22 protein-coding genes are annotated in these 23,433 nt (G+C 38.5%); 4 read left to right on the forward strand and 18 right to left on the reverse strand.

Translation table 11 applies throughout. The features are described from left to right. The first annotated feature begins 39 nt into the window (after positions 1-39). Complete coding sequence (locus tag D1B33_RS02870) at positions 40-1,251, forward strand: MFS transporter (RefSeq protein WP_118874820.1); 1,212 nt, start codon at positions 40-42, stop codon at positions 1,249-1,251. 111 nt (positions 1,252-1,362) lie between these two features. On the opposite strand, the gene D1B33_RS02875 is transcribed toward D1B33_RS02870, so the two are convergent. The 14 genes from D1B33_RS02875 to D1B33_RS02940 all read right to left on the reverse strand — a co-directional run bounded on the left by D1B33_RS02875 (position 1,363) and on the right by D1B33_RS02940 (position 16,313). After that, on the reverse strand, positions 1,363-2,481 hold the full coding sequence (locus D1B33_RS02875; protein WP_118874821.1) for an N-acetyldiaminopimelate deacetylase: 1,119 nt from the start codon (positions 2,479-2,481) through the stop codon (positions 1,363-1,365). A gap of 12 nt (positions 2,482-2,493) precedes the next feature. After that, positions 2,494-3,210, reverse strand: a complete 717-nt coding sequence (gene dapD, locus D1B33_RS02880; RefSeq protein WP_118874822.1) for a 2,3,4,5-tetrahydropyridine-2,6-dicarboxylate N-acetyltransferase — start codon at positions 3,208-3,210, stop codon at positions 2,494-2,496. 136 nt (positions 3,211-3,346) lie between these two features. After that, positions 3,347-4,237, reverse strand: coding sequence for a LysR family transcriptional regulator (locus D1B33_RS02885; RefSeq protein WP_118874823.1), 891 nt, complete (start codon positions 4,235-4,237; stop codon positions 3,347-3,349). An 85-nt stretch (positions 4,238-4,322) separates the two neighbouring features. Then, the gene (gene cbpB / locus D1B33_RS02890) at positions 4,323-4,766 is read right to left on the reverse strand and encodes a cyclic-di-AMP-binding protein CbpB (RefSeq protein WP_118874824.1); all 444 of its coding nucleotides are present in this window, start codon (positions 4,764-4,766) and stop codon (positions 4,323-4,325) included. Positions 4,767-5,261: 495 nt separating this feature from the next. Next, the gene (locus D1B33_RS02895) at positions 5,262-5,501 is read right to left on the reverse strand and encodes a short-chain dehydrogenase (protein WP_118874825.1); all 240 of its coding nucleotides are present in this window, start codon (positions 5,499-5,501) and stop codon (positions 5,262-5,264) included. 119 nt (positions 5,502-5,620) lie between these two features. Then, positions 5,621-6,385: a 2,4-dienoyl-CoA reductase gene (fadH, locus tag D1B33_RS02900; RefSeq protein WP_118874826.1), complete on the reverse strand. Its 765-nt coding sequence runs from the start codon at positions 6,383-6,385 to the stop codon at positions 5,621-5,623. A 145-nt stretch (positions 6,386-6,530) separates the two neighbouring features. After that, a complete protein-coding gene (locus tag D1B33_RS02905) occupies positions 6,531-8,183 on the reverse strand; it encodes a putative bifunctional diguanylate cyclase/phosphodiesterase (protein ID WP_118874827.1) in 1,653 nt (550 codons plus the stop codon). A gap of 158 nt (positions 8,184-8,341) precedes the next feature. Then, on the reverse strand, positions 8,342-10,501 hold the full coding sequence (locus tag D1B33_RS02910; RefSeq protein ID WP_118874828.1) for an RNA degradosome polyphosphate kinase: 2,160 nt from the start codon (positions 10,499-10,501) through the stop codon (positions 8,342-8,344). Further along, entirely contained in the window at positions 10,491-12,041 is a 1,551-nt protein-coding gene (locus D1B33_RS02915; RefSeq protein ID WP_118874829.1) for a Ppx/GppA family phosphatase, read from the reverse strand. The genes D1B33_RS02910 and D1B33_RS02915 overlap by 11 nt, the downstream gene beginning before the upstream one ends. A gap of 277 nt (positions 12,042-12,318) precedes the next feature. Then, positions 12,319-13,221 carry a chemotaxis protein gene (locus D1B33_RS02920; RefSeq protein WP_118874830.1) on the reverse strand — a complete coding sequence of 301 codons (903 nt, stop codon included), beginning with the start codon at positions 13,219-13,221 and terminating at the stop codon, positions 12,319-12,321. 89 nt (positions 13,222-13,310) lie between these two features. Further along, positions 13,311-14,606: an MFS transporter gene (locus tag D1B33_RS02925; RefSeq protein ID WP_118874831.1), complete on the reverse strand. Its 1,296-nt coding sequence runs from the start codon at positions 14,604-14,606 to the stop codon at positions 13,311-13,313. A gap of 64 nt (positions 14,607-14,670) precedes the next feature. Next, entirely contained in the window at positions 14,671-15,546 is an 876-nt protein-coding gene (locus D1B33_RS02930) for an NAD(P)-dependent oxidoreductase (RefSeq protein WP_118874832.1), read from the reverse strand. A gap of 282 nt (positions 15,547-15,828) precedes the next feature. Beyond that, entirely contained in the window at positions 15,829-16,038 is a 210-nt protein-coding gene (locus D1B33_RS02935) for an aspartyl-phosphate phosphatase Spo0E family protein (RefSeq protein WP_118874833.1), read from the reverse strand. 92 nt (positions 16,039-16,130) lie between these two features. Further along, entirely contained in the window at positions 16,131-16,313 is a 183-nt protein-coding gene (locus tag D1B33_RS02940) for a hypothetical protein (RefSeq protein WP_118874834.1), read from the reverse strand. A gap of 120 nt (positions 16,314-16,433) precedes the next feature. Between D1B33_RS02940 and D1B33_RS02945 the strand changes: the two genes are divergently transcribed. From D1B33_RS02945 to D1B33_RS02955, 3 genes are all read left to right on the forward strand, one after another. Further along, positions 16,434-16,625, forward strand: a complete 192-nt coding sequence (locus tag D1B33_RS02945; RefSeq protein ID WP_118874835.1) for a YkvS family protein — start codon at positions 16,434-16,436, stop codon at positions 16,623-16,625. 105 nt (positions 16,626-16,730) lie between these two features. Then, the gene (locus tag D1B33_RS02950; protein ID WP_118874836.1) at positions 16,731-17,339 is read left to right on the forward strand and encodes a CPBP family intramembrane glutamic endopeptidase; all 609 of its coding nucleotides are present in this window, start codon (positions 16,731-16,733) and stop codon (positions 17,337-17,339) included. Positions 17,340-17,499: 160 nt separating this feature from the next. Beyond that, positions 17,500-18,213, forward strand: coding sequence for a hypothetical protein (locus D1B33_RS02955; RefSeq protein WP_118874837.1), 714 nt, complete (start codon positions 17,500-17,502; stop codon positions 18,211-18,213). 53 nt (positions 18,214-18,266) lie between these two features. Here the strand turns inward: D1B33_RS02955 and D1B33_RS02960 are convergent, their stop codons facing one another. The 4 genes from D1B33_RS02960 to D1B33_RS02975 all read right to left on the reverse strand — a co-directional run bounded on the left by D1B33_RS02960 (position 18,267) and on the right by D1B33_RS02975 (position 23,119). Beyond that, positions 18,267-18,713 carry a MarR family winged helix-turn-helix transcriptional regulator gene (locus D1B33_RS02960; RefSeq protein WP_118874838.1) on the reverse strand — a complete coding sequence of 149 codons (447 nt, stop codon included), beginning with the start codon at positions 18,711-18,713 and terminating at the stop codon, positions 18,267-18,269. A gap of 81 nt (positions 18,714-18,794) precedes the next feature. After that, a complete protein-coding gene (locus D1B33_RS02965) occupies positions 18,795-20,264 on the reverse strand; it encodes an ATP-binding protein (protein ID WP_118874839.1) in 1,470 nt (489 codons plus the stop codon). Positions 20,265-20,894: 630 nt separating this feature from the next. Beyond that, positions 20,895-22,244, reverse strand: a complete 1,350-nt coding sequence (locus D1B33_RS02970; RefSeq protein ID WP_118874840.1) for a TrkH family potassium uptake protein — start codon at positions 22,242-22,244, stop codon at positions 20,895-20,897. Between the two features lie 101 nt (positions 22,245-22,345). Beyond that, entirely contained in the window at positions 22,346-23,119 is a 774-nt protein-coding gene (locus tag D1B33_RS02975; RefSeq protein ID WP_118874841.1) for a TerC family protein, read from the reverse strand. Between the last annotated feature and the right edge of the window lie 314 nt (positions 23,120-23,433).

Below are 23,433 nucleotides of genomic sequence, written 5' to 3' on the forward strand. Positions count from 1 at the left end.
ACATTTCGGGGATGAAGTTGAGGAAAGGTGGTCTAGCGGTTGTCACAAAAAAAGAAAAAAATCGCCTTATTTATTTTAATGTTGAATATGTTTATTACCATGGGCGGTGTCGGGATAATCATTCCTGTTTTGCCTTCCTACTTGCATGTTTTCAATGCGGGCGGTGAAGTGTATGGCTTTTTAATTGCCATCTTTGCGTTTGCCCAGTTTTTATTTTCGCCAATCGCCGGAAATCTATCTGACCGATTCGGCAGGAAAATATTTATTATCGGTGGACTAGTTGTTTATGGAATTGCCCAAATTATCTTTGGCTTGGCTTCCGAGGTATGGATCTTATTTTTGGGACGTTTTTTAAGTGGCTTGGGTGCCGCTTTTATCATGCCCCCTATTATGGCTTATGTAGCCGATATTACGACCGTAGAAGAACGAGGAAAAGGAATGGGGCTAATCGGAGCGGCCATTTCCCTTGGATTTATGATTGGACCTGGATTGGGTGGATTCCTGGCAAAAGTGGACCTGCAGTTTCCATTCTTTTTGGCAGGTGTTGTAGCGCTGCTTGCCGCTATTCTTTCCTACATTGTATTGCCAAATGTGAAGCCACAGGTAAAAGAACAAGCAGTACCGCATGCACAGTCAAAAGGGGAAAATATTTTTACGCAAATGGTTCGTTCAGTTAAAACCTCTTATTTTGTTTTGCTGATTGTGGTCTTTACCTTTAGTTTTGGCATTTCAAATTTCCAATCGACCTTATCCATGTTTTTAACTTACAAATTTGCTTATTCTCCAATTGATATTGCCATTGTCATCACCATTGGCGGTTTTGCGGGCGTCATCTTGCAGATGTTTATTATCGATAAATTATTTAAACGATTTGGGGAAATGAAAGTTATTTTAGTCAATTTGCTTGTGGCCGCAGCGACAATGATTTTAATGATATATGTCGGCGGGTTTTTCATTATTTTAACGGTAACAACTCTTTTCCAAATCGCGACCGTATTTATCCGTCCGTCGGTAAATACCCTCATCTCCAAATTTGCCGAAGACGAGCAGGGGTTTGCTGCAGGTATGAATAACGCCTACATGAGTTTGGGAAATATGATTGGCCCTTCCTTAGCTGGCGTGTTGCTTGAATGGAAATTGTCCTCTCCATTGATCTTGGGCGCGATCATTTTATTAGGCTGTTTTGTGCTCGCTTATGCCTGGACAAAGAAAAAAGCACCGGGTCTAATGCATCCCGCAACGGAAAAATAGAATATACAATCAATAGAAAGAGGTATCTCAGTTCACTTTGAGATACCTCTTTTGAATTGCTTATTGTCCAGCGGAGGCTGCTAGCTCCGACGAGCCGCCTCCGCTTTTCTATTATAAAGTTCGGATAAATTGTTCTACGAAGTTCTTATTGAAGGTCAATAATTCTTCATCAGGGTTAAGCTTTGAATGATGCAAGCCATAATCACAATTTGCGCCTGCCCAAAACATCGCGCCCGGAATTTCTTTCAAGAAATAGCCAAAGTCTTCACCCGTCATGGCTGCCGGGCATTCGTATGCGTTTGCCCCTTCGAATTCTTTCGCAAAGTCCAGAAGTTTCTTTGCACTTTCCGGATGGTTGTTCACTTCATAATACATGGAACCATAATCAATGGAAATTTCGCATTCAAAGGAAGCTTCAATCCCTGCGCAAATTGCTTCAATGCGGCGTTTTACATGCGCCATGGACTCTGCATTCAGTGTACGGATTGTCCCTTCCAACCTTGCATTTTCTGCAATAATATTTTGAACTGTACCGGAAGTTAGCTTCCCGATTGTGACAACTGCACTTTCCATTGGATTAACATTGCGGCTCACAATCGTTTGGAGCTGCAGGACCAAATTGCTGCTTGCTACGGTCATGTCCCTTGTTTTATGTGGATATGCGGCATGCCCTCCCAAGCCTTTTAAATCGATAAAAAGCTCGGATGTATTGGCAAACAACAATCCAGCACGTGTCGCAACCGTTCCGACTGGATACTCGGGCGCTATATGAAGTGCATAAATTTCATTCGCCAAAAGGTCGGGGCGCTCTGATTTTAGCCAATTAAGCATGGGTTCGGCGCCGCCTGGACCTTCCTCGGCAGGTTGGAAATAGACGATTACATTTTGTTTCGGCTGATTGGCCGTAAACGCCTGAATCAATCCTAAAGCAACCGTCATATGGCAATCATGGCCGCATGCATGCATATTTCCTCCATGAGTTGAAGAGAAAGGCACCCCCGTCTCTTCTGCTATAGGCAAGCCATCTATATCTGCACGCCATCCGATTGTTTTTGAGGGATCACTGCCTTCTATTTTCACCACAATACCTGTCTTCCACGTTGTCACCGTTAAAAACCGCTGCGGAAAACCGGAAATCTTATTCAATAAATACTGCTGGGTTTTAAACTCCTGAAATCCCAGCTCCGGTATTTCGTGCAACTCTCTTCGAACTTGAATGAGCGACTCCATCTTCACACCTTCTTAAATGTTTCTTAGAGCATCAATAATTTCCGTTTTGGATTTTGTTTTTTCATCCAACTTTTTCAAGACGCGTGCCGGTACACCGCCAACTACAGTATTTGGCTCTACATCCCCAATAACAATGGCACCTGCAGCGACGACAGCTCCCTTACCTACACGAACACCTTCCAATACGACAGCATTGGCACCGATTACAACGTCATCTTCAATAATTACCGGCGTTGCAGAAGGCGGCTCAATAACGCCTGCAAGAACTGTTCCTGCACCGATGTGGCAGTTCTTCCCTACAGTTGCACGTCCACCTAGAACAGCACCCATGTCGATCATTGTTTTTTCGCCGATTTCAGCACCAATATTAATAATGGCACCCATCATGATAACTGCTTGATCGCCGATTGTGACTTGGTCGCGAATAATCGCACCAGGTTCAATGCGAGCGTTTTGATATTTTAAATCAAGCAAGGGTACCCCTGAATTGCGGCGGTCGTTTTCTACTACATAGTCCACAATTTTTTCGCCATGTTCTTTTAAGCTTGCCTCGATCTCGTTCCACTCACCGAAAACAACCGCATTATTTCCTTCACCGAAAACCTTTGAATTTTCACCATATGATAAATCAGCAACACCTTCTCCTTTTACATAAACTTTTACAGGTGTTACTTTTTTAGCATCTGAGATAAACTGAATAATTTCTTGCGCATTTAATTTATTCGTCATGGTCAAACTCCATTCTTATGTAGTATCCGTAATAAAATGATTGTACTAAAATTTCCATTAAATAGCACGTATAATATGAAAGCGCTATTGATTAAAATGTCTTCGTTGAACTGATGGCCTTTCTTATAAGGAATACTTATTTTGTATAATCATAAAGACAGCTTGCATGGTCTGTGACAACTTCCACAAACGCTTTTACCTGCCTTAATTCAAATGAGGATTCGTATCCGATTAACCAAGTATCCCTTGTTAAGCCAGTATCTTTGTCGTTGTTTGTTAGGGGAATTTTGTTTACATTCTCTCCACCATTCAATGTTATGGAAGGAAGAATCGCATACCCGATTCCGTTCATGGCCATTTGCTTGCAAGTTTCAATTTGATCCACAATGATTTGCCTTTTGGGACTTGAGGAAAAATGACGCTGCCACCATAACTGAATTTCCTGATAGTAGTTCGAATCACTCTTGAACTGTATAAACGGGCGATCTGTCGTTAAAATATCATCGAATTTTTGAATTTCCTGATCGACCAGATACATCATATCTCGGAAAAGGTGGATTTTTTTTCCTTTCCATTCCGTTTGCCCGCGAACAATGCCGACATGGGCTTCTCCTTCATAAATGGCTTTCACAATTTCGGAACTCCACCCCGTAATCAGCGAAATCTTCGCATCCGGATAAAGTGTAACAAAATCCTTCAGCACTTTTGGAAGCCAATTTTGGCCTACAATGGAAGCGCAGGCAATCTTCAAGGTTCCATGTACTTTCGAATGAAGCGCCTGAATCGTATCAAACACTTCTTCCTTTTTGGCAATGGTCTCGTTGGCATATTGAATCACCAACTCTCCTGCGGGGGTAGGGGCAAGCCCTTTTTGAGAACGAATAAAAAGCTGCGCTCCCCAATCTTTTTCAATGGATTGCAGTCGTTGAGAGAGTGCTGGCTGGGTGAGAAAAAGTCGTTCCGCCGCTTTTCGCATGTTCTTTTCTTCTGCTAGTATCTTAATGATTTCCGCTTCTGTAACCGTCATCCAACTCCCCCTTATATCTGTTAATTTGCGTAAAAAAGGACAAAACCCAAATCATAGGATTTTGCCGCTTTTACACTTTATACTCTTAATCTTCCACTTGGTAAATATATTTCTTCAACTGTTTTAAAATAACGCGTCTCGTTAAAATTCCGACAAAGGTTCCTTCATCATCGACCACGCACAGAAAGGCGTGGTTAATCACCAGATCCAGCGCTTTTTGAAAGCTATCCGTTATTTTCAGATAAGTGACGTCGCAATCCATACAATCGTCCACTTTAATATCCGGCAATTTTTCGTATTCTATTCGCTCTAAACCCAAAATGGATTCTGTAATCATTTTGGTGCTTAAAAGACCGTGCAGGCGATATTTTATGTCAAGTACGGGAACAGAAGAATAACCTGTTTTTGTTAAGACGAGTAAAGCATGCTCAGCACTATTGCCAATTTGCACATGGGCCACTTTCTCGGATGAAATAATAAAGTCACTAATTGGCGTATCTAATAATGCTTTAGTGTTAGTTGAAATCATGACCTTCTACTCCTTTGTCTGTCAATCACTTACGAACAGGGAAGCTACACTCTCCTTCTATCATATCACAATTTGTTCACAATTGACCATGATACAGAACCAGTATTTTTTTGTTGAAATGCGAAAGAATGTATCCAATTAGCCCTGTCGAACAAAACGCAATGTCACATTTTTATTGACGCAATTTACTTCGGATGAGTTTCAGATACTGTAGGCAGAAAGGTCGATTTGGATAGTAAGGTGTTTCTTGCTTGGGGGTTTTCCAAAGGCAGAAAGCAGATTGGGTATTAGACGTTTTTAACCGACTATTCTTTATGCCAACTCAACTATTTTTCCGAAACCGAAGCCCTTCCCTTGAAGCACAACAACACAAAAGGTGTCTCATGGCCCTGAGACACCTCCTTGTGCATCCAAAAAGTGTAAGAATCTTAAAGTCCAATAACTATTGCTACATTCGCTGAATTCTAATGAATGCATGCTATTCAACTTCACATACTAATATCCAGTCTTGGCCCAGTAATAAAAGATGATAATTCCAGTGAAAAGCCCAAAAATTAGATACATAATAATAATGGGATTCGCTGCTACCGGATGATCTCTTATAACTTTGCTAATCGGTGAATCAGATGCAGTTGATTGATGTTTCGCCTTTTTCATAACTCCAGCTGTCAGATAGTATGAAACCGCCACAATTAAGGCGCTGGCAATGATTGTTGGTATTGTCCACATCCCCATAATTACACCTCCCGCCCTAAATTTAAGAAAGTGTAATTAGTATGCATCGACCGGGGTGTTCTATTCTGAAATTCAGTGTTCCCTGACGGATGCATGTACGGTGCCCAAGCTTTCATCGATTAGAATGGATGTTGATTTAACCACTGGCCGCCATCCAATGTTACGCATTCCCCATTCATATAAGTTGCTTTTTCAGACATTATAAACGATGCCAACTCGGCTATTTCCTCCGGAGTTCCAAGCCTTTTTAATGGAACGGAATTTAATGTACGGTTTGCTTGCTCTTCCGATTCCCAAAGCTTCCCTGCTCCTCCTGTTCTTTCAATCGGTCCCGGCGCTATCGCATTTACTCGAATACCGTATTGGTGCCCCCATTCAACCGCCAAGGAGCGCGTTAACGAGAGAACACCCGCTTTTGCGGCTGCTGAATGAATGACACCCGCTCCTGCTCCCCAGGCATATGTAGCAACCATATTCAAGATTTTTCCCTTGATTCCCTGTTCAATCCAGTACTTCCCAACTTCCGATGTACAATAAAAAGTTCCATTCAAGACAATATCAATTACCGCTTTCCAGCCATTCGGCGAAAGTTTTTCAGCTGCTACAATAAAATTGCCTGCCGCATTATTAATCAAACCGTCAATTTTGCCAAACTTGTTTAAAGTAAATTCAACCATTGCTTTAACATGTTCAATTTCCCTTACATCCATTTGGAAAATTTCTATAGAAGAACCAATCTCCAAAATTTCATTTTTTGCGTTTTCCAATCGTTCTTGATCACGCCCTGAGATGACAACATTTGCTCCCTCTTTGACAAATTGTTTTGCCATCGCAAGTCCCATGCCGCTAGAACCACCCGTAATAATGATCGTCTCATTCTTCAATCGAAAGCCCCCCAGCCTTAAAATGAATTCTCATTCACAATTTTACTACATGTCCACCAACCTGTCATTCGAATTTTCAGAAAAGACAGATAAATAAAACGAAAAATAAAACCAACAAATTTAATATAAAATTTGTTGGTTTCGCTTATCTTATAAAATAGGTTTCAACGATTTCCTCAACGGGTAAAGGTCTATTGTATAAGTAACCTTGCCCTTTTTTGCACTGATGCAATTTAAGGAATGTTTCCTGGTCTCTTTCCTCCACACCCTCTGCAATTACATCCATCTTTAAGTTTCGGGAAAGAGCAATAATGGCTTTAACAATTGCTTCATTTTTTTCATCTTTGTTCAGATCGGCTATAAATGACTGGTCAATTTTAATAATATCAATCGGATATTTTTTCAAATAGCTTAGTGACGAATAACCTGTCCCAAAATCATCCACTGAAACAAAAACACCCAATTCTTTCAGGCTTTTTAGAATCTTTTCCGTTTCTTCTACATTCACCATTGAACTTTCGGTAATTTCCAATTCGATATATTTCGGCTCTATCTTGTATTTTGAGATGATTTGTTTTACTTTTTCTGCAAAATGATCCTGTTTGAATTGTTTGGGTGAGATATTCACCGCGATACGAACGGCTCGGTATCCTTTATCTTTCCACTCTTTTTGATACCGGCATACCTCTTCCAAAATCCAATCTCCTATTTGTATAATCAGCCCCGATGACTCCGCTAAAGGTATAAACTGTGAAGGCGGTACAAAACCGAATTTCGGGTTATTCCATCGAATTAAAGCTTCAAAGCTATCAATTTCATATGTATCAAAGTCTATTTGCGGCTGTAGATGAATGGAAAGTTCATTGAATTCAATTGCTCTTTTTAAATGAGCTTCCATTAAAACTTCATTTTGGAATGTATGGCTCATCTCTTCGCGATAAAATCGAAAATGCGCTCTTCCATGTTTTTTTACATAAAATAACGCTTGTTCCGCCTGTTGAAGCAGCGTCTCCAAGTCCCGGCCAGTTTCGGAAGAGAGAGTTGAAATTCCAATCGAGCAGGTTACAAAATATTCTTGGTCATCAATTAAAAAAGGTTCTTTCAGTTGATCGTAAATCCTCTGAACAACCAGCTCCACTTCTTCCCTTAAATGACTTCGCACCAAAAATACAAATTCATCGCCGCTATAATGGAAAACCTCGCAGGAATCATCTTGCACACTGTAAAACCGTTGGCTGATTAACTTGACCATTCTGTCGGCTCTTTGCTTGCCGAGCGATTCATTATATTTTTTAAAGCGATCCAGATCCAGCAATAACAATGAAATCTGACGCAAATCATTATAACTCTGGTAATGCTCGGACCATCTTGTATTTAAGGCTTTTTTGTTTAATAAACCTGTATTTTCATTTTTGAAAGAATAAAGGCTTAAAGAACCGGACTCTTCCATCAAATGTTTGATGATGACTGCAAAGTACTTGTCTTCCTTTGTCTGTATGGGTTCAATAAAAAGTAAAAATTTCTTCGAATGGCCTTTTATCGATAAATATTCTACTTCTTCCTTGGGGTGAAGGAGCATTTTTTCCAATTGATCCCAATCAATCCATTCAAAGAAGGTTTTTGCATCCATCCCTTTTATAAAAGGTTTAGGGGATAAAACTGAAGCATAGGAATTGATCATTTCGACAGAGTATTTCCCTTCAGGCTGTTGTTTTACCATGATAACGGAATCGAATGCATTTAATTTCATAATGTCCCGCAAGTATGTTTCAAGCTTCAATATTGGAAATGTAATCATATGATATCCCCCATTAGTTAGTACCAGATGCAGCAAAATACAGTTTCAGTTATTCTTTTATATTATAACATGCCCCTCCATTTTGCCATGAATTATTTCCCAGTTAATCTCATTCATGGCAAATCGGAGGGATTCAGAGTGAAAAGAAAATAATAATCCTATTCTTCATCTATCACGCTGCTCATTGCTTCCATTATAAATTGCTCTTGGGAGTTTAATTTTACCGATTCTTCACGCACTTCTTTATAATGATATTTTCCAGCGGCATCTTGAATACGGGCTTTGGCTGTATCCGCCAGTTGAGTCATTAGAATCTCAATAACTCTATTTTTGATATCGACTGAATAAATAGGAAATAAAATTTCCACTCGCTTGATCATATTTCGTGTCATTAAATCGGCGGAAGATAAAAAGACTCGATCCTCCCCATTGTGGTGGAACCAGTAAATTCTGGTATGTTCCAAAAACCGCCCTACGATACTTGTAACGGTAATATTTTCACTAATCCCTGGAATTCCAGGACGCAAACAACAAATACCCCGAATTAAAAGTTCTACTTTTACACCATGTATGGAAGCTTCATAAAATTTCATAATTAAGTCTTTATCTGTTAATGAATTCATTTTTGCCCTTATAAATCCATTTCCAAATTGCTTATGGCAACGAATCTCCTCATCGATTAATTCAATAAATTGGTCACGAATATCAAACGGCGCCACTACCAGATGATGGAATTGCGGCTTTTCTGTATAACCGCTTAAATAATTGAAGAAATTTGTTGCATCAATACCGAATTCCTTCTCCGACGTAATAATGCCCATATCCGTATAAGCTTTCGCAGTTGCATCATTGTAGTTCCCAGTCCCTAAATGAACAAAACGTTCGATTTTTCCATTATTTTGACGAACGACAAGCGTAATTTTGGAATGGGTTTTCAAGTTATTCATTCCATAAATGACAAGACAACCGGCCTGTTCCAATTCTTTTGCCCAATGAACATTATTTTCTTCATCAAAACGAGCTTTCAATTCAACTAATACTGTCACCTGCTTGCCATTTTCGGCAGCTTGTTTCAACGCGGAAATGATCGGTGAATTTCCGCTCACTCGATATAGCGTTTGTTTGATCGCTAAAACAGATGGATCAGTTGAAGCTTCCGTTATAAAATCAACAATTGGTTCAAACGATTCATAAGGGTGATGGAAAAAGAGATCTTGCGTTAGTGCCTTTTCAAAAATATTTTCATTTAAATCCAGATCTTTTGGACGCTGCGGAAAGAAAGTTTCATATAGTAAATGCTCTCGGCCGACTGAAATTTTCTTAACAAAGCTAAATAAAAATGTCAAATCCAGCGGACCTCCGATTTTGAATACATCGGACTCTTGGATTTCGAATTCATCCAATAAATAGTCCAGAACCTCGTCACTGATTTCGCCATCACGCACTTCCAAGCGGCTGCCTACTCCCCATTTACGTTTTTTCAGTTCTTTTTCAATTTCAACGAGCAAGTCGCGTGCGCCTTCTTCGTGAATCGTTAAATCTGCATTGCGCGTTAGGCGGAAAGCTTGTGTTGAATTTACTTTATATCCGTAGAAGAGCTTATCTATATGGGAAGTAATGACGTCTTCCAAAAGAATAAATACCTTTTCATCTTTGTCGCTAGGCAATTCGATAAAACGTTCCAACACTGCGGGAACTTGTACAATCGCCATTTTTTCACTATGTTCACTAAACGAGTTTTCCTCCAACATCACAAGCAAGTTTAATGTTTTCCCCAGCAATGTCGGGAATGGTCGATAGGCATCCACTGCTACTGGCGTCAAAACAGGAAAGATTGTCTCTTCGAACAGTTCATTCACATATTGTTTTTGATTTTCGTTTAATGATTTAAAGTCCCGAATATACACTTTTTCCTGAGGCAATAATTCAAATAGTAAATATCTGAAAACTTCCATTTGTCTGCGGACAAGTGCTTGCGTCTTTTCGGCAATCCTCTCCAGCTGTTCCTTCGGAGTCAAACCTGCCTTGTTTTCCGGTTTATGATAGCCGGCTCTTACTTGGTCCTGCAACCCTGCCACACGCACCATAAAAAATTCGTCAAGGTTGGAACTAAAGATTGCCAAAAATTTCAATCGTTCCAAAAGGGGATTATTAACATCTTCCGCCTCTTCCAAAACGCGTTCATTGAAAGCCAGCCAGCTTAATTCGCGGTTGTTGTAATACTGCGGCTTGGCGATTTCCTCCAGCATCCGTTTGTATTCCAAAGTTTCTTGTTTGTGCTGTTCACCATATGAGTCCAATTGATGTTCAGTTGTCATCTTGTTCACCCTTTTTATAAAAATGAATTTGTACCGGCTTTTTGAAGATCCGTTCTATGTGCTTTTTCTGTCTTTCACTTTGGTAAATTTCAGCCATTGGTTTATATTCCGTCAGAACGTTTACATGAATAACTTCATCTATTTTGTCAAGTTTGACAGATGACACAATATTGCGTTTTGAAACGTTCAAGGCATAGATAAATTTCAAAAGTGCCCCAAAATCCCGCAGCAATTTCCATTCTTCCCTGCACATCCATGACATAAAAGGAGCTGAAAACCTTCTGAAATAGTCCCTGTTCTTGTAAGATGCCAGCAACGCAAGCTTGATGCGTTCCATATGGTCCATTCCTTCAATCGATTGATTGGCAAGCAGATAGAAAGTATGCTGATTGGACGCATCTTGTTCGATGTATTCTCCTATCGCAAATACTTGTGCTGCTTTTCCGATCAGTTCGTAATGTTTTTCATTATAATCGAATACCTCAAGTCGGCAGCACTCTTCATAAAACTGCTGTGCAATCGTTTGAAGCCATTCACATTCTTCTTTCGAACGTCCATATTCGAAAGTAATGCGCCGGGCATATTTTTCAAAAACAGTGTATTTATTGAAAGCATCAGGATCATTTTGCAGTACTCTTGATATGATGATGCCTTCTCTTAACCCTTTTTTGCTTATTTGAAATACGTCGGCCCCCACTACGGCCATTAACACACGAAATACTTCAAGTGCAATGCTGATAATATCTGCCCGATCGGAAGAAAGACCATCCAATTGCTTTAATTGTTCGAACGTCATCCCTTCAAAATAAGTACTTACATAAGTTAACTGTTCCTTCGTCATCTCATATTGATGTACTCCCGAAATCGGATAGTCCACAAGATGCTGATGGACTTGTGCAATATTGCGTGCACTTCCTCCAATGGCGATTACAGGAAGATTCATATTTTTAATCCAGTCTAATTGTTCAAACTGCTTTTTTACATAATCATGCATTTGTATTTTTTCTTCTTCACTTATTATATCGCCCGAAACAAACTTTTCTTTTAGCGAAACTGTTCCGAAAGGGAAACTAGTAGCCTTCTTCAATGTTTTCTCTTCGAACAGTGTAATCTCGGTAGAGCCCCCGCCAATATCAATTGTAACGGCGGATGGTGTATTCATGGAATGTGCCACTGCCATAAATCCAAAATAAGCTTCCTTTTCTTCAGTCAAAAGTTCAATGCCTATGCCTGTTTCAATTTTCATTCGCTCAATAATTGCCTTGTTGTTCTTTGCTTGGCGAATCGCGGCGGTCGCAGTAGCTTTTATGTCTTCAACTTCATAATCATCGATAATTTCTTTGAAAGAACGCAACGTTTGCCCCAGCAATTTAATGCCCTCTTCCGACATTTCCCCATCAGGTTGAAGATATCTTCGCAAACGCGCTACTGTTTTGATATTCCCGAACTCTCTTAAACCTTCAAGTTTATTATATTTATAAAGAACCAGGCGAATGGTATTTGAACCAATATCTATAATTGCTGTTTTTAAATTTTCCATACTTCCGATGCTGACCACTTCTCTCTATATTAGATATATTATTGTTTCATCTATACCCTAAGAATGGTGTAAAAATACGTTAACAATAGCGCCTTGGCGTATTTATGATGGCCTCTTCGCTTTCGGTACATCAAAATATTCCAGTCCAAATTCCTTAGCATCATTCCCGGGTACTCCACTGATGAAGCAAACCGCGGAAAGCAATAAGGCCGGAATCCAATTAAGGAATCCGGCCATTGCATGATTGATGTAATTTTATGGATACCCTAAAAAGTGGTTAAAGAATGAACTCGTCTACTTTCAAGATGAGCTCTGCAATTTCAGGTTTACTAATTTGTTCTTCGGCACCGACAACTTCACCTTTATGACGAAGATCATCCGTTATCAAGCTCGAGAAAATGATGACCGGGATGATTTTCAAGTCAGGATGGGATTTAATTTTTTTTGTAAAATGATGTCCATCCATTTGCGGCATTTCAATATCTGTCACAACCAGTTGAACATGTTCTTCAATCTTGCTGCCAGTCGCAAGGAGAGATTCCAAATATTCATAGGCATCGCGTCCATTTTCAAAGAACTCAAGATTTACATATCCTGCCTCTTGCATTGTATCATGCAATAATTTTCGCAGTAACGGTGAATCTTCAGCGACAACAATCTTCTTCTCTGATCTTTCCCGCTTCCCTAATTTTTTCACTGAATCTACGTTGATTCCGGATTCCGGATTAATATCTACCATGATTCTTTCAAAATCCAAGAGCAAAATCATCGACTCTTGTTGTTTAATCACGCCAATAACTTGAGTGGAACCTCCTTGGTACATATCGGAAGGTTTTTCGATTTCATTCCATGAAATTCGGTGGATCTGAGTTACGTTATCCACATGGAAAACCACTTTTTGTTTATTAAATTCTGCAACGATATATTTTTGCTGATCACTAAAAACGCCGTTTGGAATCCCAAGCACTTTCAGCATGTTTACTACAGGCAACACCTCGCCGCGCAATTGGATAATCCCTTCAACATGCGGATGTGCATGAGGAATAAAAGTAACAGGAATCGGTTGTATAATTTCTTTTACCTTAATGACATTAATGCCAAATTTATTATTCGCAACTTCAAATTCGACAATTTCAAGTTCGTTAGTTCCGCTTTCCAGCAAGATCCCTTTTTGTTCCAAGCTATTTTCTCCTTTACTTGCTTAGTATTCAATGACTTCGATTAATGGTTTAATAAGTAAATTGTAACATAGAGGAAGGGATTCTCATATCATGTATTTTCTTCATCCTTCACTTGAAGATGGATAATAAGCCCTACAATCGTTAAAACGATTAATGATCCCAAAGCAATCCGGCTGGCAATTGTTCCATAATCCCTCAGCAAGAAGGTTACCGTACCGTAAAGCGCCGGACCTATAATAGAAGAAACCTTTCCTGAAAAGGCAAATAGCCCAAAGAATTGGCCTCGTTTATGCTCCGGTGACAATTCGATAATTAAAGTTCTTGATGTCACCCACATAGAACCCAAGGAAATGCCGAACATGCTTCCTGCAATCCAGAACATCCACTGTTCTGTTGCAAAAACTGCCACAAACAACGCAATCGTCATTAAAATAGCCACAATTGTGACAGAGCGTCTTGCTCCAATCGATTTGGTAATATAGCCAAATACCATGGATCCGATTACGGTAGAAATCGTACTGACCAAGTACAAAATAATGAATTGCCCGGATGTAAAGCCGACAATTGCCGTTGCATAGACAGCCATCATGGCAATTGTAGTTGCAATGGCATCGTTCAAGAAAAAGTAAGCAATCATGAATGTAAAAATGGCTTTATACTTTTTCATTTCCTTGAAAGTTTGAACGATTTCCTTATATCCCTCCAAAAACTTAATCTTTTTTCTATGTTCTTTCGGGATCGGTTTGTCTTTGATAAAGAAAAATAGCGGCAACGAGAATATTAAGTATAAAATGGCCGTTGGAATAAATGCCCGATGGAAATCCCCATCACTTACCAGCAGATAAACAAGCAAACCGCAAATTGTTCCCAAATAGCCTACCGCAACCCCGAATCCCGATATAAGGGGCATCTCTTCTTTTGTCCCCAGGTCGCCCATCATTGTATCGTAAAATACTAAACTCGAATTAAAGAAGAACTTTGCTATCACAAAACTTACTACTACTAAAAATAGACTTAATGGAATGCCCGCATAAGCGGTATTAAAATCAATTCCTGCAAATACGCCCATCATGAAGGTGAAGAAGATTGAAATGGAAGCAAACCAAACGATAAAACGCTTCTTGTACCCTGTATTATCAATCCAAACACCAAATAGCGGCGAGAAAAGAACCAAAAAGAAACTTGCCACTGCATTGGCATAGGAGATAAAGGTACTTGCTACTTGCTGTCTAACCTCATCTGTGCCTAATACTTCATCCATGTAAAATGGAAAAAAGACGGTATTAATATTCGAAGAAAAGATAGTGTTTGCAAAATCATAGAAAGCCCAAGAAAGAATCGGCAAAGATAAGTATAAAGCAATTGGGCTCCTGCTTTTTGACATTTGACTGCCTGCTGTTCTACTCAAGGCATTCGCTCCTAAAAAGTGATTTCATGTTCAGTATCCCTTAATCAAGCTCATAGTATTTAATTAAAGCTTGTGTTCCTTTCTCTCCATATCCTTTTTCAAGAAGGGTGTTATAAAGTTCTTTCGAAAGCTTGACGCCAGGAAGGTTTAAATTCATTCTTTCGGCTTCATCAATGGCAATTTTCATATCTTTTATAAAATGCTTAATATAAAAACCCGGCTCCAAGTCTCCTTTAATCATTCTTGGACCTAAATTGCTCAGCGACCACGAACCAGCTGCTCCTGTTGAAATCGACTGCAGCACTTTTTCAATATCCAGACCTGCTTTAAATGCATAGGCTATGGATTCGCAAACACCGATCATGTTCGTTGCGATAAGCAGTTGATTGCACATTTTGGTATGTTGGCCTGCACCGGCAGCTCCCTGATAGACAATATTTGAGCCAAAAAGCTGGAAAATCGGCAATACTTGTTCGAAAATTTTTTCATCCCCGCCAACCATAATGGATAGCGTTCCGTTTTGAGCGCCGATATCCCCACCGGATACCGGAGCATCAAGGCTCGCTATATTTTTTTCTTTGGCCGCTTCATATATTTTTTTCGCCAATGTCGGCTGTGAAGTTGTCATATCAATGACAATTGCCCCTTGTTTGGCAGATTGAAAAATTCCCTCTTCTCCCATATAAACTTCTTCAACATCTGAAGGAAAACCAACCATCGTGAAAATAAGATCTTGGTCTTTTGCTGCCTCTTTAGGGGTTGAAGCCCATTGCGCACCTAGCTGAACTAATGGTTCCGCCTTGGATTTTGTACGCGAATACACTGTAACGTCAAGTTCCGCTTTTAATAAGTGTCTAACAATGCTTGCTCCCATTACACCCGTGCCGATAAACGAAATCTTTTTCTTTTGGCTCATGTAATTTCCTCCCTAATTCCATTATATTCTTCATATGTACAACTATGGCTTACCGCAAAATTGCGATAAGCCAATTTCTAATAGTTTACCAAAAAATTTTCAGTTATTGGGAATTTAGAATAAATCGTAACAGAAATTTTACACATTTAGGAAGAGCGATGCAAAAAAAGAGAGCAGAAGGCTTTAGCCTCTGCTCTTAAAGGGGGAAATGAGAATGTTGCTGTGTTCAATAATAATATCCCCCCATTTTTTATTTTTTAAACCATTTTTTTAAAATTTTTTTTATTGAATAAAATCGTATTGTGCATTTTTCTTTAGTTGTCCAGCTCGGTGCAATTTATTGCTTATATCTTCTATGTCATATTCATTCATTAGCCGATCTAATTCCTTGCTCAAACGAATCGTTTTAGGGTTTTGCAGACCATATTCAACTCCTGACTTAATCATTAACTGTCGCTTTTTCTCAAGTTCGTTTAAAAGGTCTCTTACCATAAAACTCCTCCTAAAAAAATGTGATGTATTAATTATATAATTTTATTTAGAAATAAGAATGAAAATCGCTAGACAAAGTTCGACATCTTACCTTAACTTCTTGGTATCTCCAGAAAGGTAAATACAACATCCCCGCCTTGCTGGGCTTCACCGCGAAAATGTTTGAACTTATCATCTTTTACCAATATATCTCTAAATAGTAAAAATTCGCCTTTTGGAATCCTAATACTTTTAATTTCCCCATTTTTTAACTGTTCAATCATTTTTTCGTACATCAATTTAGCCCCCAATTGTTAAATTTTAGTTAAGTTAATTAAAAATTCAAAAAACCTCTTTACATTTAATCTGTTTTCATGCTAACTTTCTTAATAATAGTCGATAAGGAGCTGTCTCTTATGAAAATAGCAGAGGTTGGAAATGTTGTCGAATTTAAAGAAGGCCTGCAAGGGGTTGTTGAAAAAGTAAATGAAAACTCCGTCATCGTAGATTTAACAATCATGGATAACTTCCACGATTTGGATATGGAAGAAAAAACGGTAGTCAACCACAAACGCTATAAAATTTTAAACCATCCTAACGAAATTTAGTTTCCATTTAATAGATTTTAATAATAGATAAAAATCCCTTTTCATTTGTTAATAGATGATAGGGTTTTTTTTTTCTGTTAAGATGTTGGGAAGGAGGTCATAAATATGTACAAATCAAGAAAGCTTGTTGGGCTCCTTCTTTCATTATTGTTCTTCTATGGTATGTTATATTTCACTTTCAAGGAAGCGGATATTTTTTGGTATTTGTATACCTTTACGTTGTTAATAGGGATTTCCATTGCGATCATTTATGGCAAATTTAAAGATGAACTACCCACTTGGCGATATTTGCTGTATGGGATTGGATATGGAACCATTATATATGGAATCATCCGAATTGGCTATATCGTTTTATCCCAGGTATATTCCGGCATGAACGCCTCTATGTCAAATTTCCTGAACACATATGGACCAAGTACTATTTGGCACTATCTATTGCTCATTTGCATTATTGCAGTCGGGGAAGAATTATTCTGGCGGGGATTTGTTCAACAGCATTTAAAAGAGTGGGTATCCCCAATATTCGCCGTCGTGATCACTAGTATCCTATTCGCATCATCTGTTGCCTTAAGCGGATTTCTGCCGGGGGCTATGGCAGCATTGGCTGCAGGGCTAATTTTGGGGTTTCTTTATGAATGGAAGAAAAGCATGCCGCTGATCATAGTCTCGCATGAAATATTTATTTTGCTTTTATTCATGATTTTACCCCTCTAAATAATCAATAGGATAGGCCATGTCGCATTGTGTAATGACGCTTTCGTCATATTGAAAAAGTATGCTGCTAGAGTTTAAAATGATAGTAAGGTATTGTTTAGTAAAACATGTGAAACTTTCCAAAACCTTAAACGTTTAATTCTTTAAAGGAGGCAAAAAAATGACTAAAAAATTCCGTTTACTTTCTTTAACATTATTGCTGTCAATTGGGGTACTAGCTGCTTGCAACACGGCAGAAGAAGAGCCTGCCAACGAAACAGCAACAGATGAAACAGAGACGCAAGAGCCTGTAAATTCCGAAAAACCTGTTGAAACGGCAGAACCTAATAATGGCTCTGCAAATGAAGAGGATGAAAATGGTGAAGCTGAACAACCTGCACAAGAAGAACCGAATGCAGAAGAAGAACCAAAAGCTGAAGACACTCAATCCATCACTTACACTTCAAATGGCGAGACAAAAACTGCCGAAGTAACTCCTGTTTCAGGTGAACAATACAGCATGAATATCATGGATGGTTTTACATTCACGCAAGAAGAGCCTGGAAAAGATGTAGTCTATTATGACGAAAACGATTCTGTCTTCATGCGCGTGGAAGTGTCATCCGTCAATGATGCTGCTTTTGATGATGTCGTAGCCAATACAGAAGAAATGATGGCTGCAATCAGTGATAATGTTGAACAGTACGATGTTGCTCCTTTAGTTGAAGGCCAGGACATATCAAATCAAGCAGCCTATATCGCAGATTTGGAATCTGAAGAAGTAATTGCTTTCGTTTTTGAAAGAGGAGATAAAGTAGTGCGATTATCAGTATATGATAATGCAGAAGCCGACTTATCCGAAGCAATGATTAAAATGGGTCTGACAATTAAATAATTTCCATATATAAAGGAGTCATCCCGCATAGGGATGACTCCTTTAATCTTGTTCTAATAAGACAAATCCTTGATAGAGAGACCTAATTTTTTCAATAGCTCAATAGCCGTATCCTTTTCTTCAGGCGTTAAAACACTTAATAATTCATGTAGATTTTCCTCATGTTCCGGAAATAATTCCTTCATAAATTCTGTACCGGCCTCGGTAATTTCAGCAAAAGTTACCCGGCGATCTGACGGGCAAGATACCCGTTCCAAATATCCTCTTTTTTCCAGTTTATCAATTACATATGTAATCGACCCGCTTGCAAGCAGAATTTTATTCCCTATTTGTTGAAGGGGTTGGCGGCCTTTATGATGAAGCAACTCTAGCACTGCGAATTCTGTAGGGTTTAAACCGTGATCTTGGAAAAACTGATTCGTCACTTCATTAATCGCCTTATTGGCACGAGACAAGACAATATACAATTTAAGCGATTGCTTAATATCATTATTAGACACGACAAAACATCCTTTTTATCAATATATACATGAATTATAGCGATAAAAAGAAAGCTTTGTCAAAATACTTACAAGACTAGTTTAAACAACCGATAAATTATCCAATGAATCTTTCTTCATCCACATCTTGATAAATGTTTCATCATCCTGTTGTATTTTTTGCTGATGGCTGATCGGCAATAATAGTTTAAAGGTTGTTCCCATGCCGATTTCACTCTCCACTTCGATAGAACCGCTATGCTCCTCGATTACTTTTTTCACCAATGCCAAACCAAGCCCTGTCCCGGCTGATTTTGTTGTATAGAATGGCGTAAATAATCCATCCAATTCTGATTCCGACATACCGCTGCCTTCATCTTTCACGGAAACTTCGATGCTATCATTTTTATTCGCCAATTTAATAACGATGTCTCCTCCATGAGGCATCACTTCAATGGCGTTTTTCACCAGGTTTATCAGCATTTGTTTTAAACGATTGGAATTACCCTGAATGTTAAAATCAAAATAATCGCATTTGTCCGCTCTTAACACGATGTTATGTTGCATAGCATGCGGCATCATGAGTTCAACCACTTCATTGACAACTTGAAGGATTGAAGTATCTTCATATTTTCGTTCCTTTGGCTTGGATAAATACAACAACTCACTCAAGATGGATTCCATCCGTTCCAGTTCTGAATCCATGACTGATAAGTAACTTTGATTATCATCATTTGTATTGAGTCTGATTAGTTCAACAAAACCTTTCAATGAAGTCATTGGATTACGAATCTCATGTGCTATACTTGCCGCCATTTGACCAATTGAATTTAAGGTTTGCTGTTGTTCAAGCAGCTGTTGCAAAGCCATTTTTTCCGTCTCATCTGTAATCGTAGTAATGATCAGGTTTACTTTATGGTTTAATTTACTTTCCAGTTTATAATATTTTGTTGTTTTTCCATTTTCACTTGGGACCAGTACGTTTATGGAAGCTCGTCCATTAATCATCAGTTCCGAAAAGTATTGGTGTTTTGATGACTCATAATCCAAAAAAGTATTAAAAATAAAGTCATGATCTTTGTTGGATACTGTATTTCTGTCGAAACCAATATAATTTAAAGCTATATCGTTGAAATCGACAATCTTTCCGCTTAAATCAGTTAGAATAACACCGTGTGAAATATCGTTAAAAATAGAATAGATTTCCATAGTACTTTGTTGCAGTGAAACTGGAGGGATTTCTGATATTCGGGAGATTCTTGCAAAAATTAAATCCTTTTTTTCATGGAAATAGCCCATTAAATGAAAATCCTTAAAATGGTTCTCTCCAATTTGAAAGTTTAGGTGGCAAAATCCCCCCAGATTCCTTTTAATGCTTAATAAAAAATTATTCCAACGAGTTTGGGATAACTCGTCCAATTGTATTACCTGTTGTGTCGAAGAATCAATATTCAGCATTTCAGCCGCAAAATCATTTATTGACTCAATTTGACAAGAAGTATTCAATATCAGCACTGGTTCTTTAACGGTCTGCAACAATTTCCTAAAAATAGGCCGAACAGTTTTCACCATTTTCCACTCCCCAATCCCTTCAATCAGAAAAACGCTCTTTTATAACAGTTCCCTTTTATATCTATTCTATTAATTCAATTGCCAGTTTATGACTTCCGATTTTACACTATACTAAATATTCTAACATTACCTTAATACAAATTATTCCATAATCTTTTTCATATTTGAATGGGTAAAACAATGCAATTTTTAAATTTCCAGTTCTCCTTTATAATATTTTATTGTTTATATTTGTATAATTTTGCGATTTAACCCTCTTTTACCCTAAGCCTTTTTACCCTCTAGACATTTTAATGAAAAAATAAGGCGCGTTACTATTTTACTATTGCGTCCGTTTTCATTTAAAACATTCGAATACCCATGTCTAAAAATATTTAAAGCATTATAACTATGCCTCTAAATTAAATACTATTCTAATAGTACTTACGTTTTTTTCCTATTTATTAATTTAGCCTATTTCCACAGGAATTGCACGTTATTATGGGAAAATTTATAATATTTTTATAATTACGAAATAAAACGGGGTGCCTCAATTACTTATGAGGCACCCCGTTTACCGAATCTATAGGGAAACGCTGGACGCAGAAAAAGATTTAAACGACAGCTAAAAAGTGAAGCCCAAACCATCTATTACCCTATAATGACACGCTCTTTTGGATAATGATAAGGTGGTTTATCTACCTTTCCTCCAAGCGTGTATAAAAATGAAATGAGTCCTACTCGCCCGATGAACATGAGCAGCATCATAACAAACTTTCCTTCTGTCGATAAATGTTCCGTAATCCCCAGAGACATTCCAGCCGTTCCGAAAGCCGACGTGATTTCAAAGATAATCTGCGTTGTGGTTGCAGCCGGTTCGGTAATTAACAAAATCATCGTTGAAATCATTACCATAAAAAATGCCAGTATAATCACAGCATAGGATCTGTAAATATCGATCAAATAAATTTCCCGGCCAAATAACTGGATATCTGTACGGCCATTCGCAAAGTTATACATGAACAAAATCGCCAACGCAAAAGTTGTGGTACGGATACCGCCTCCAACGGAACTTGGCGAAGAACCTATAAACATTAGAAAGCTCAAGAAAATGTCTGTTGCTTCGCTGAACAAAGTCACATCGAATGTCGTCATTCCTCCCGATCTTGCGGAAATCGAGTGAAACATGGCGGTAAATAATTTCTCATGCCAAACCATCCCCCGAAAAGACTGGAACGATTCTATGAGCAAAATAACGAGTGTTCCGACAACAAATAATATACCATATGTGGCTGTTGTTATTTTGGTGAACAGACTAAAACGAAACGCAGGATTTTTCCGAAATAGAAAATTCTTCACCTCAATCAGTACCGGAAACCCGATTGCTCCAAGTACAATCAAAATCATCGTAATAAACTGTAGAAAATAATCTTGATGGTATGGAATCAAACTATTTCCTGTTATATCGAACCCGCCATTTGTAGTTGACGAGATGGCATGGAAAATTCCATGGCGAATCGCTTCTCCCCATGTATCAAAATACTGGCGGAAATGAATTGAAAGAATGAAAGCGCCAGTTGCTTCAATTATTAAAAGAATTTTTACAATTTGTTTTAACAAAAGTACCACGCCGGATAAATTGTACTGATTATAGTCAATCATAATCAGCTGTCTTTCACGCATTCCGATTCTTTTCCCCATAATGATCCAGATAAATGTACCCAATGACATAATACCGATTGCACCAAGTTGAAGAATGATCAACAATATGACCTTTCCAAAAGGAGAAAAGGTATCGGATATATCAAATACAGTCAATCCAGTAACACTTACTGCACTTACTGCAGTAAATAAACTATCAACGAGCGATACTTCAACCCCTTCTTTATATACAGCAGGTATTCGCAATAAAACAAATGAACCTGCAATTGCAATAAAATAATAACTTACCAATAACTGAAATGGTGTAGCAATTCTTGTTCGTCTTGGTCGTTTCGGCACTTCATTCGCCTCTTTTGCTTATTTGTTCTAGTGAACCAATTATAATGGAAAATGAATAATAAAGAAAAGAGGAACAGCAAAAACTGTTCCCCTCTTCATTGCTATTGATGTGGTTCGTGCTTTTTCTTTTTGGCCACACTTGTAAACCATCCGCCAAGTGCAATCAGCAATAATACACCCCAGAAGATCAATTCCCACGTTGTTGAATGAGGGAAGTCATGTGGCAGTACTCCAACTTTATTATGGGATAATGTTAACACCACTAACTTCACACCAACCCAACCAACAATTAGGAAGGCTGCTGTTTCTAGATCCGGGTAATCGTTTAACACTTTTACAAACCATTGAGCGGCAAAACGCATTAAAATCATACCAATGATACCGCCGAAGAACATGACACCGAATTGTCCGGCATTGATGCCGCCAATATGGAAATTACCGACTTCCGGCAACGTAACGGCAATCGCAACAGCCGCCAACATTGAATCTACCGCGAAAGCAATGTCTGCCAATTCAACTTTTGCCACAGTAGGCCAGAACCCTTTTCCTTTCTTCGAATGCTCTTCAATCCCGTCATCATCTTCCTCTTCTTTCTTGAATTTCTGATCATAGATGTTCTTGATGGAGATGAATAAAAGATAAGCTGCACCAATTGCTTGAATTTGCCAGTAATTCACTAATATTGTGATTAAGAATAGAGCTACGAAACGGAATATAAAAGCCCCCAGTAATCCATAAAACAGCGCTTTTTTCTGTTGCTCCTGAGGCAGGTGCTTAACCATGACCGCCATTACAACTGCGTTATCGGCGGCCAGTAACCCTTCTAGTACAATGAGTACCAAAAGCACCCAAGCATACTCTAAAAATATCTCCACGTCATCTTCCTCCTTATTGATTGTTTTACCCAAATCGAGATGTTTTTAATAAATAAATGCCACTAAATATCCATTGCCATTTTTGGGCAAAAAGAAAAGACCCATGCCTAAAAATAGGCAAAGGTCTTGCTAAGCAATAGGAATGATTTTCAAGTTTCATTTGCTATGCTTCCACACCCGATGGTTTTATCCATGTAATGACGACTGTGAAGTAAGTATTTAAATACTTATAGCTACTCCCCTTTGACAAAAGCCAAATGGATATTTAATTTTTATTCCATATTATTATACCATAGCAAAATTCATTTGCAATA

The sequence above is a fragment of the Ureibacillus yapensis genome, from assembly GCF_003515775.1.
Lineage (GTDB): Bacteria > Bacillota > Bacilli > Bacillales_A > Planococcaceae > Ureibacillus > Ureibacillus yapensis.

Bases quoted from the DNA above. Each gene is read 5' to 3' on its own strand.
- D1B33_RS02875 (WP_118874821.1), bottom strand. From the start codon at position 2,481: ATGGAGTCGCTCATTCAAGTTCGAAGAGAGTTGCACGAAATACCGGAG.
- dapD (WP_118874822.1), bottom strand. From the start codon at position 3,210: ATGACGAATAAATTAAATGCGCAAGAAATTATTCAGTTTATCTCAGAT.
- D1B33_RS02885 (WP_118874823.1), bottom strand. From the start codon at position 4,237: ATGACGGTTACAGAAGCGGAAATCATTAAGATACTAGCAGAAGAAAAG.
- cbpB (WP_118874824.1), bottom strand. From the start codon at position 4,766: ATGATTTCAACTAACACTAAAGCATTATTAGATACGCCAATTAGTGAC.
- D1B33_RS02895 (WP_118874825.1), bottom strand. From the start codon at position 5,501: ATGGGGATGTGGACAATACCAACAATCATTGCCAGCGCCTTAATTGTG.
- D1B33_RS02905 (WP_118874827.1), bottom strand. From the start codon at position 8,183: ATGATTACATTTCCAATATTGAAGCTTGAAACATACTTGCGGGACATT.
- D1B33_RS02910 (WP_118874828.1), bottom strand. From the start codon at position 10,501: ATGACAACTGAACATCAATTGGACTCATATGGTGAACAGCACAAACAA.
- D1B33_RS02915 (WP_118874829.1), bottom strand. From the start codon at position 12,041: ATGGAAAATTTAAAAACAGCAATTATAGATATTGGTTCAAATACCATT.
- D1B33_RS02925 (WP_118874831.1), bottom strand. From the start codon at position 14,606: ATGTCAAAAAGCAGGAGCCCAATTGCTTTATACTTATCTTTGCCGATT.
- D1B33_RS02930 (WP_118874832.1), bottom strand. From the start codon at position 15,546: ATGAGCCAAAAGAAAAAGATTTCGTTTATCGGCACGGGTGTAATGGGA.
- D1B33_RS02935 (WP_118874833.1), bottom strand. From the start codon at position 16,038: ATGGTAAGAGACCTTTTAAACGAACTTGAGAAAAAGCGACAGTTAATG.
- D1B33_RS02940 (WP_118874834.1), bottom strand. From the start codon at position 16,313: ATGTACGAAAAAATGATTGAACAGTTAAAAAATGGGGAAATTAAAAGT.
- D1B33_RS02945 (WP_118874835.1), top strand. From the start codon at position 16,434: ATGAAAATAGCAGAGGTTGGAAATGTTGTCGAATTTAAAGAAGGCCTG.
- D1B33_RS02950 (WP_118874836.1), top strand. From the start codon at position 16,731: ATGTACAAATCAAGAAAGCTTGTTGGGCTCCTTCTTTCATTATTGTTC.
- D1B33_RS02955 (WP_118874837.1), top strand. From the start codon at position 17,500: ATGACTAAAAAATTCCGTTTACTTTCTTTAACATTATTGCTGTCAATT.
- D1B33_RS02965 (WP_118874839.1), bottom strand. From the start codon at position 20,264: ATGGTGAAAACTGTTCGGCCTATTTTTAGGAAATTGTTGCAGACCGTT.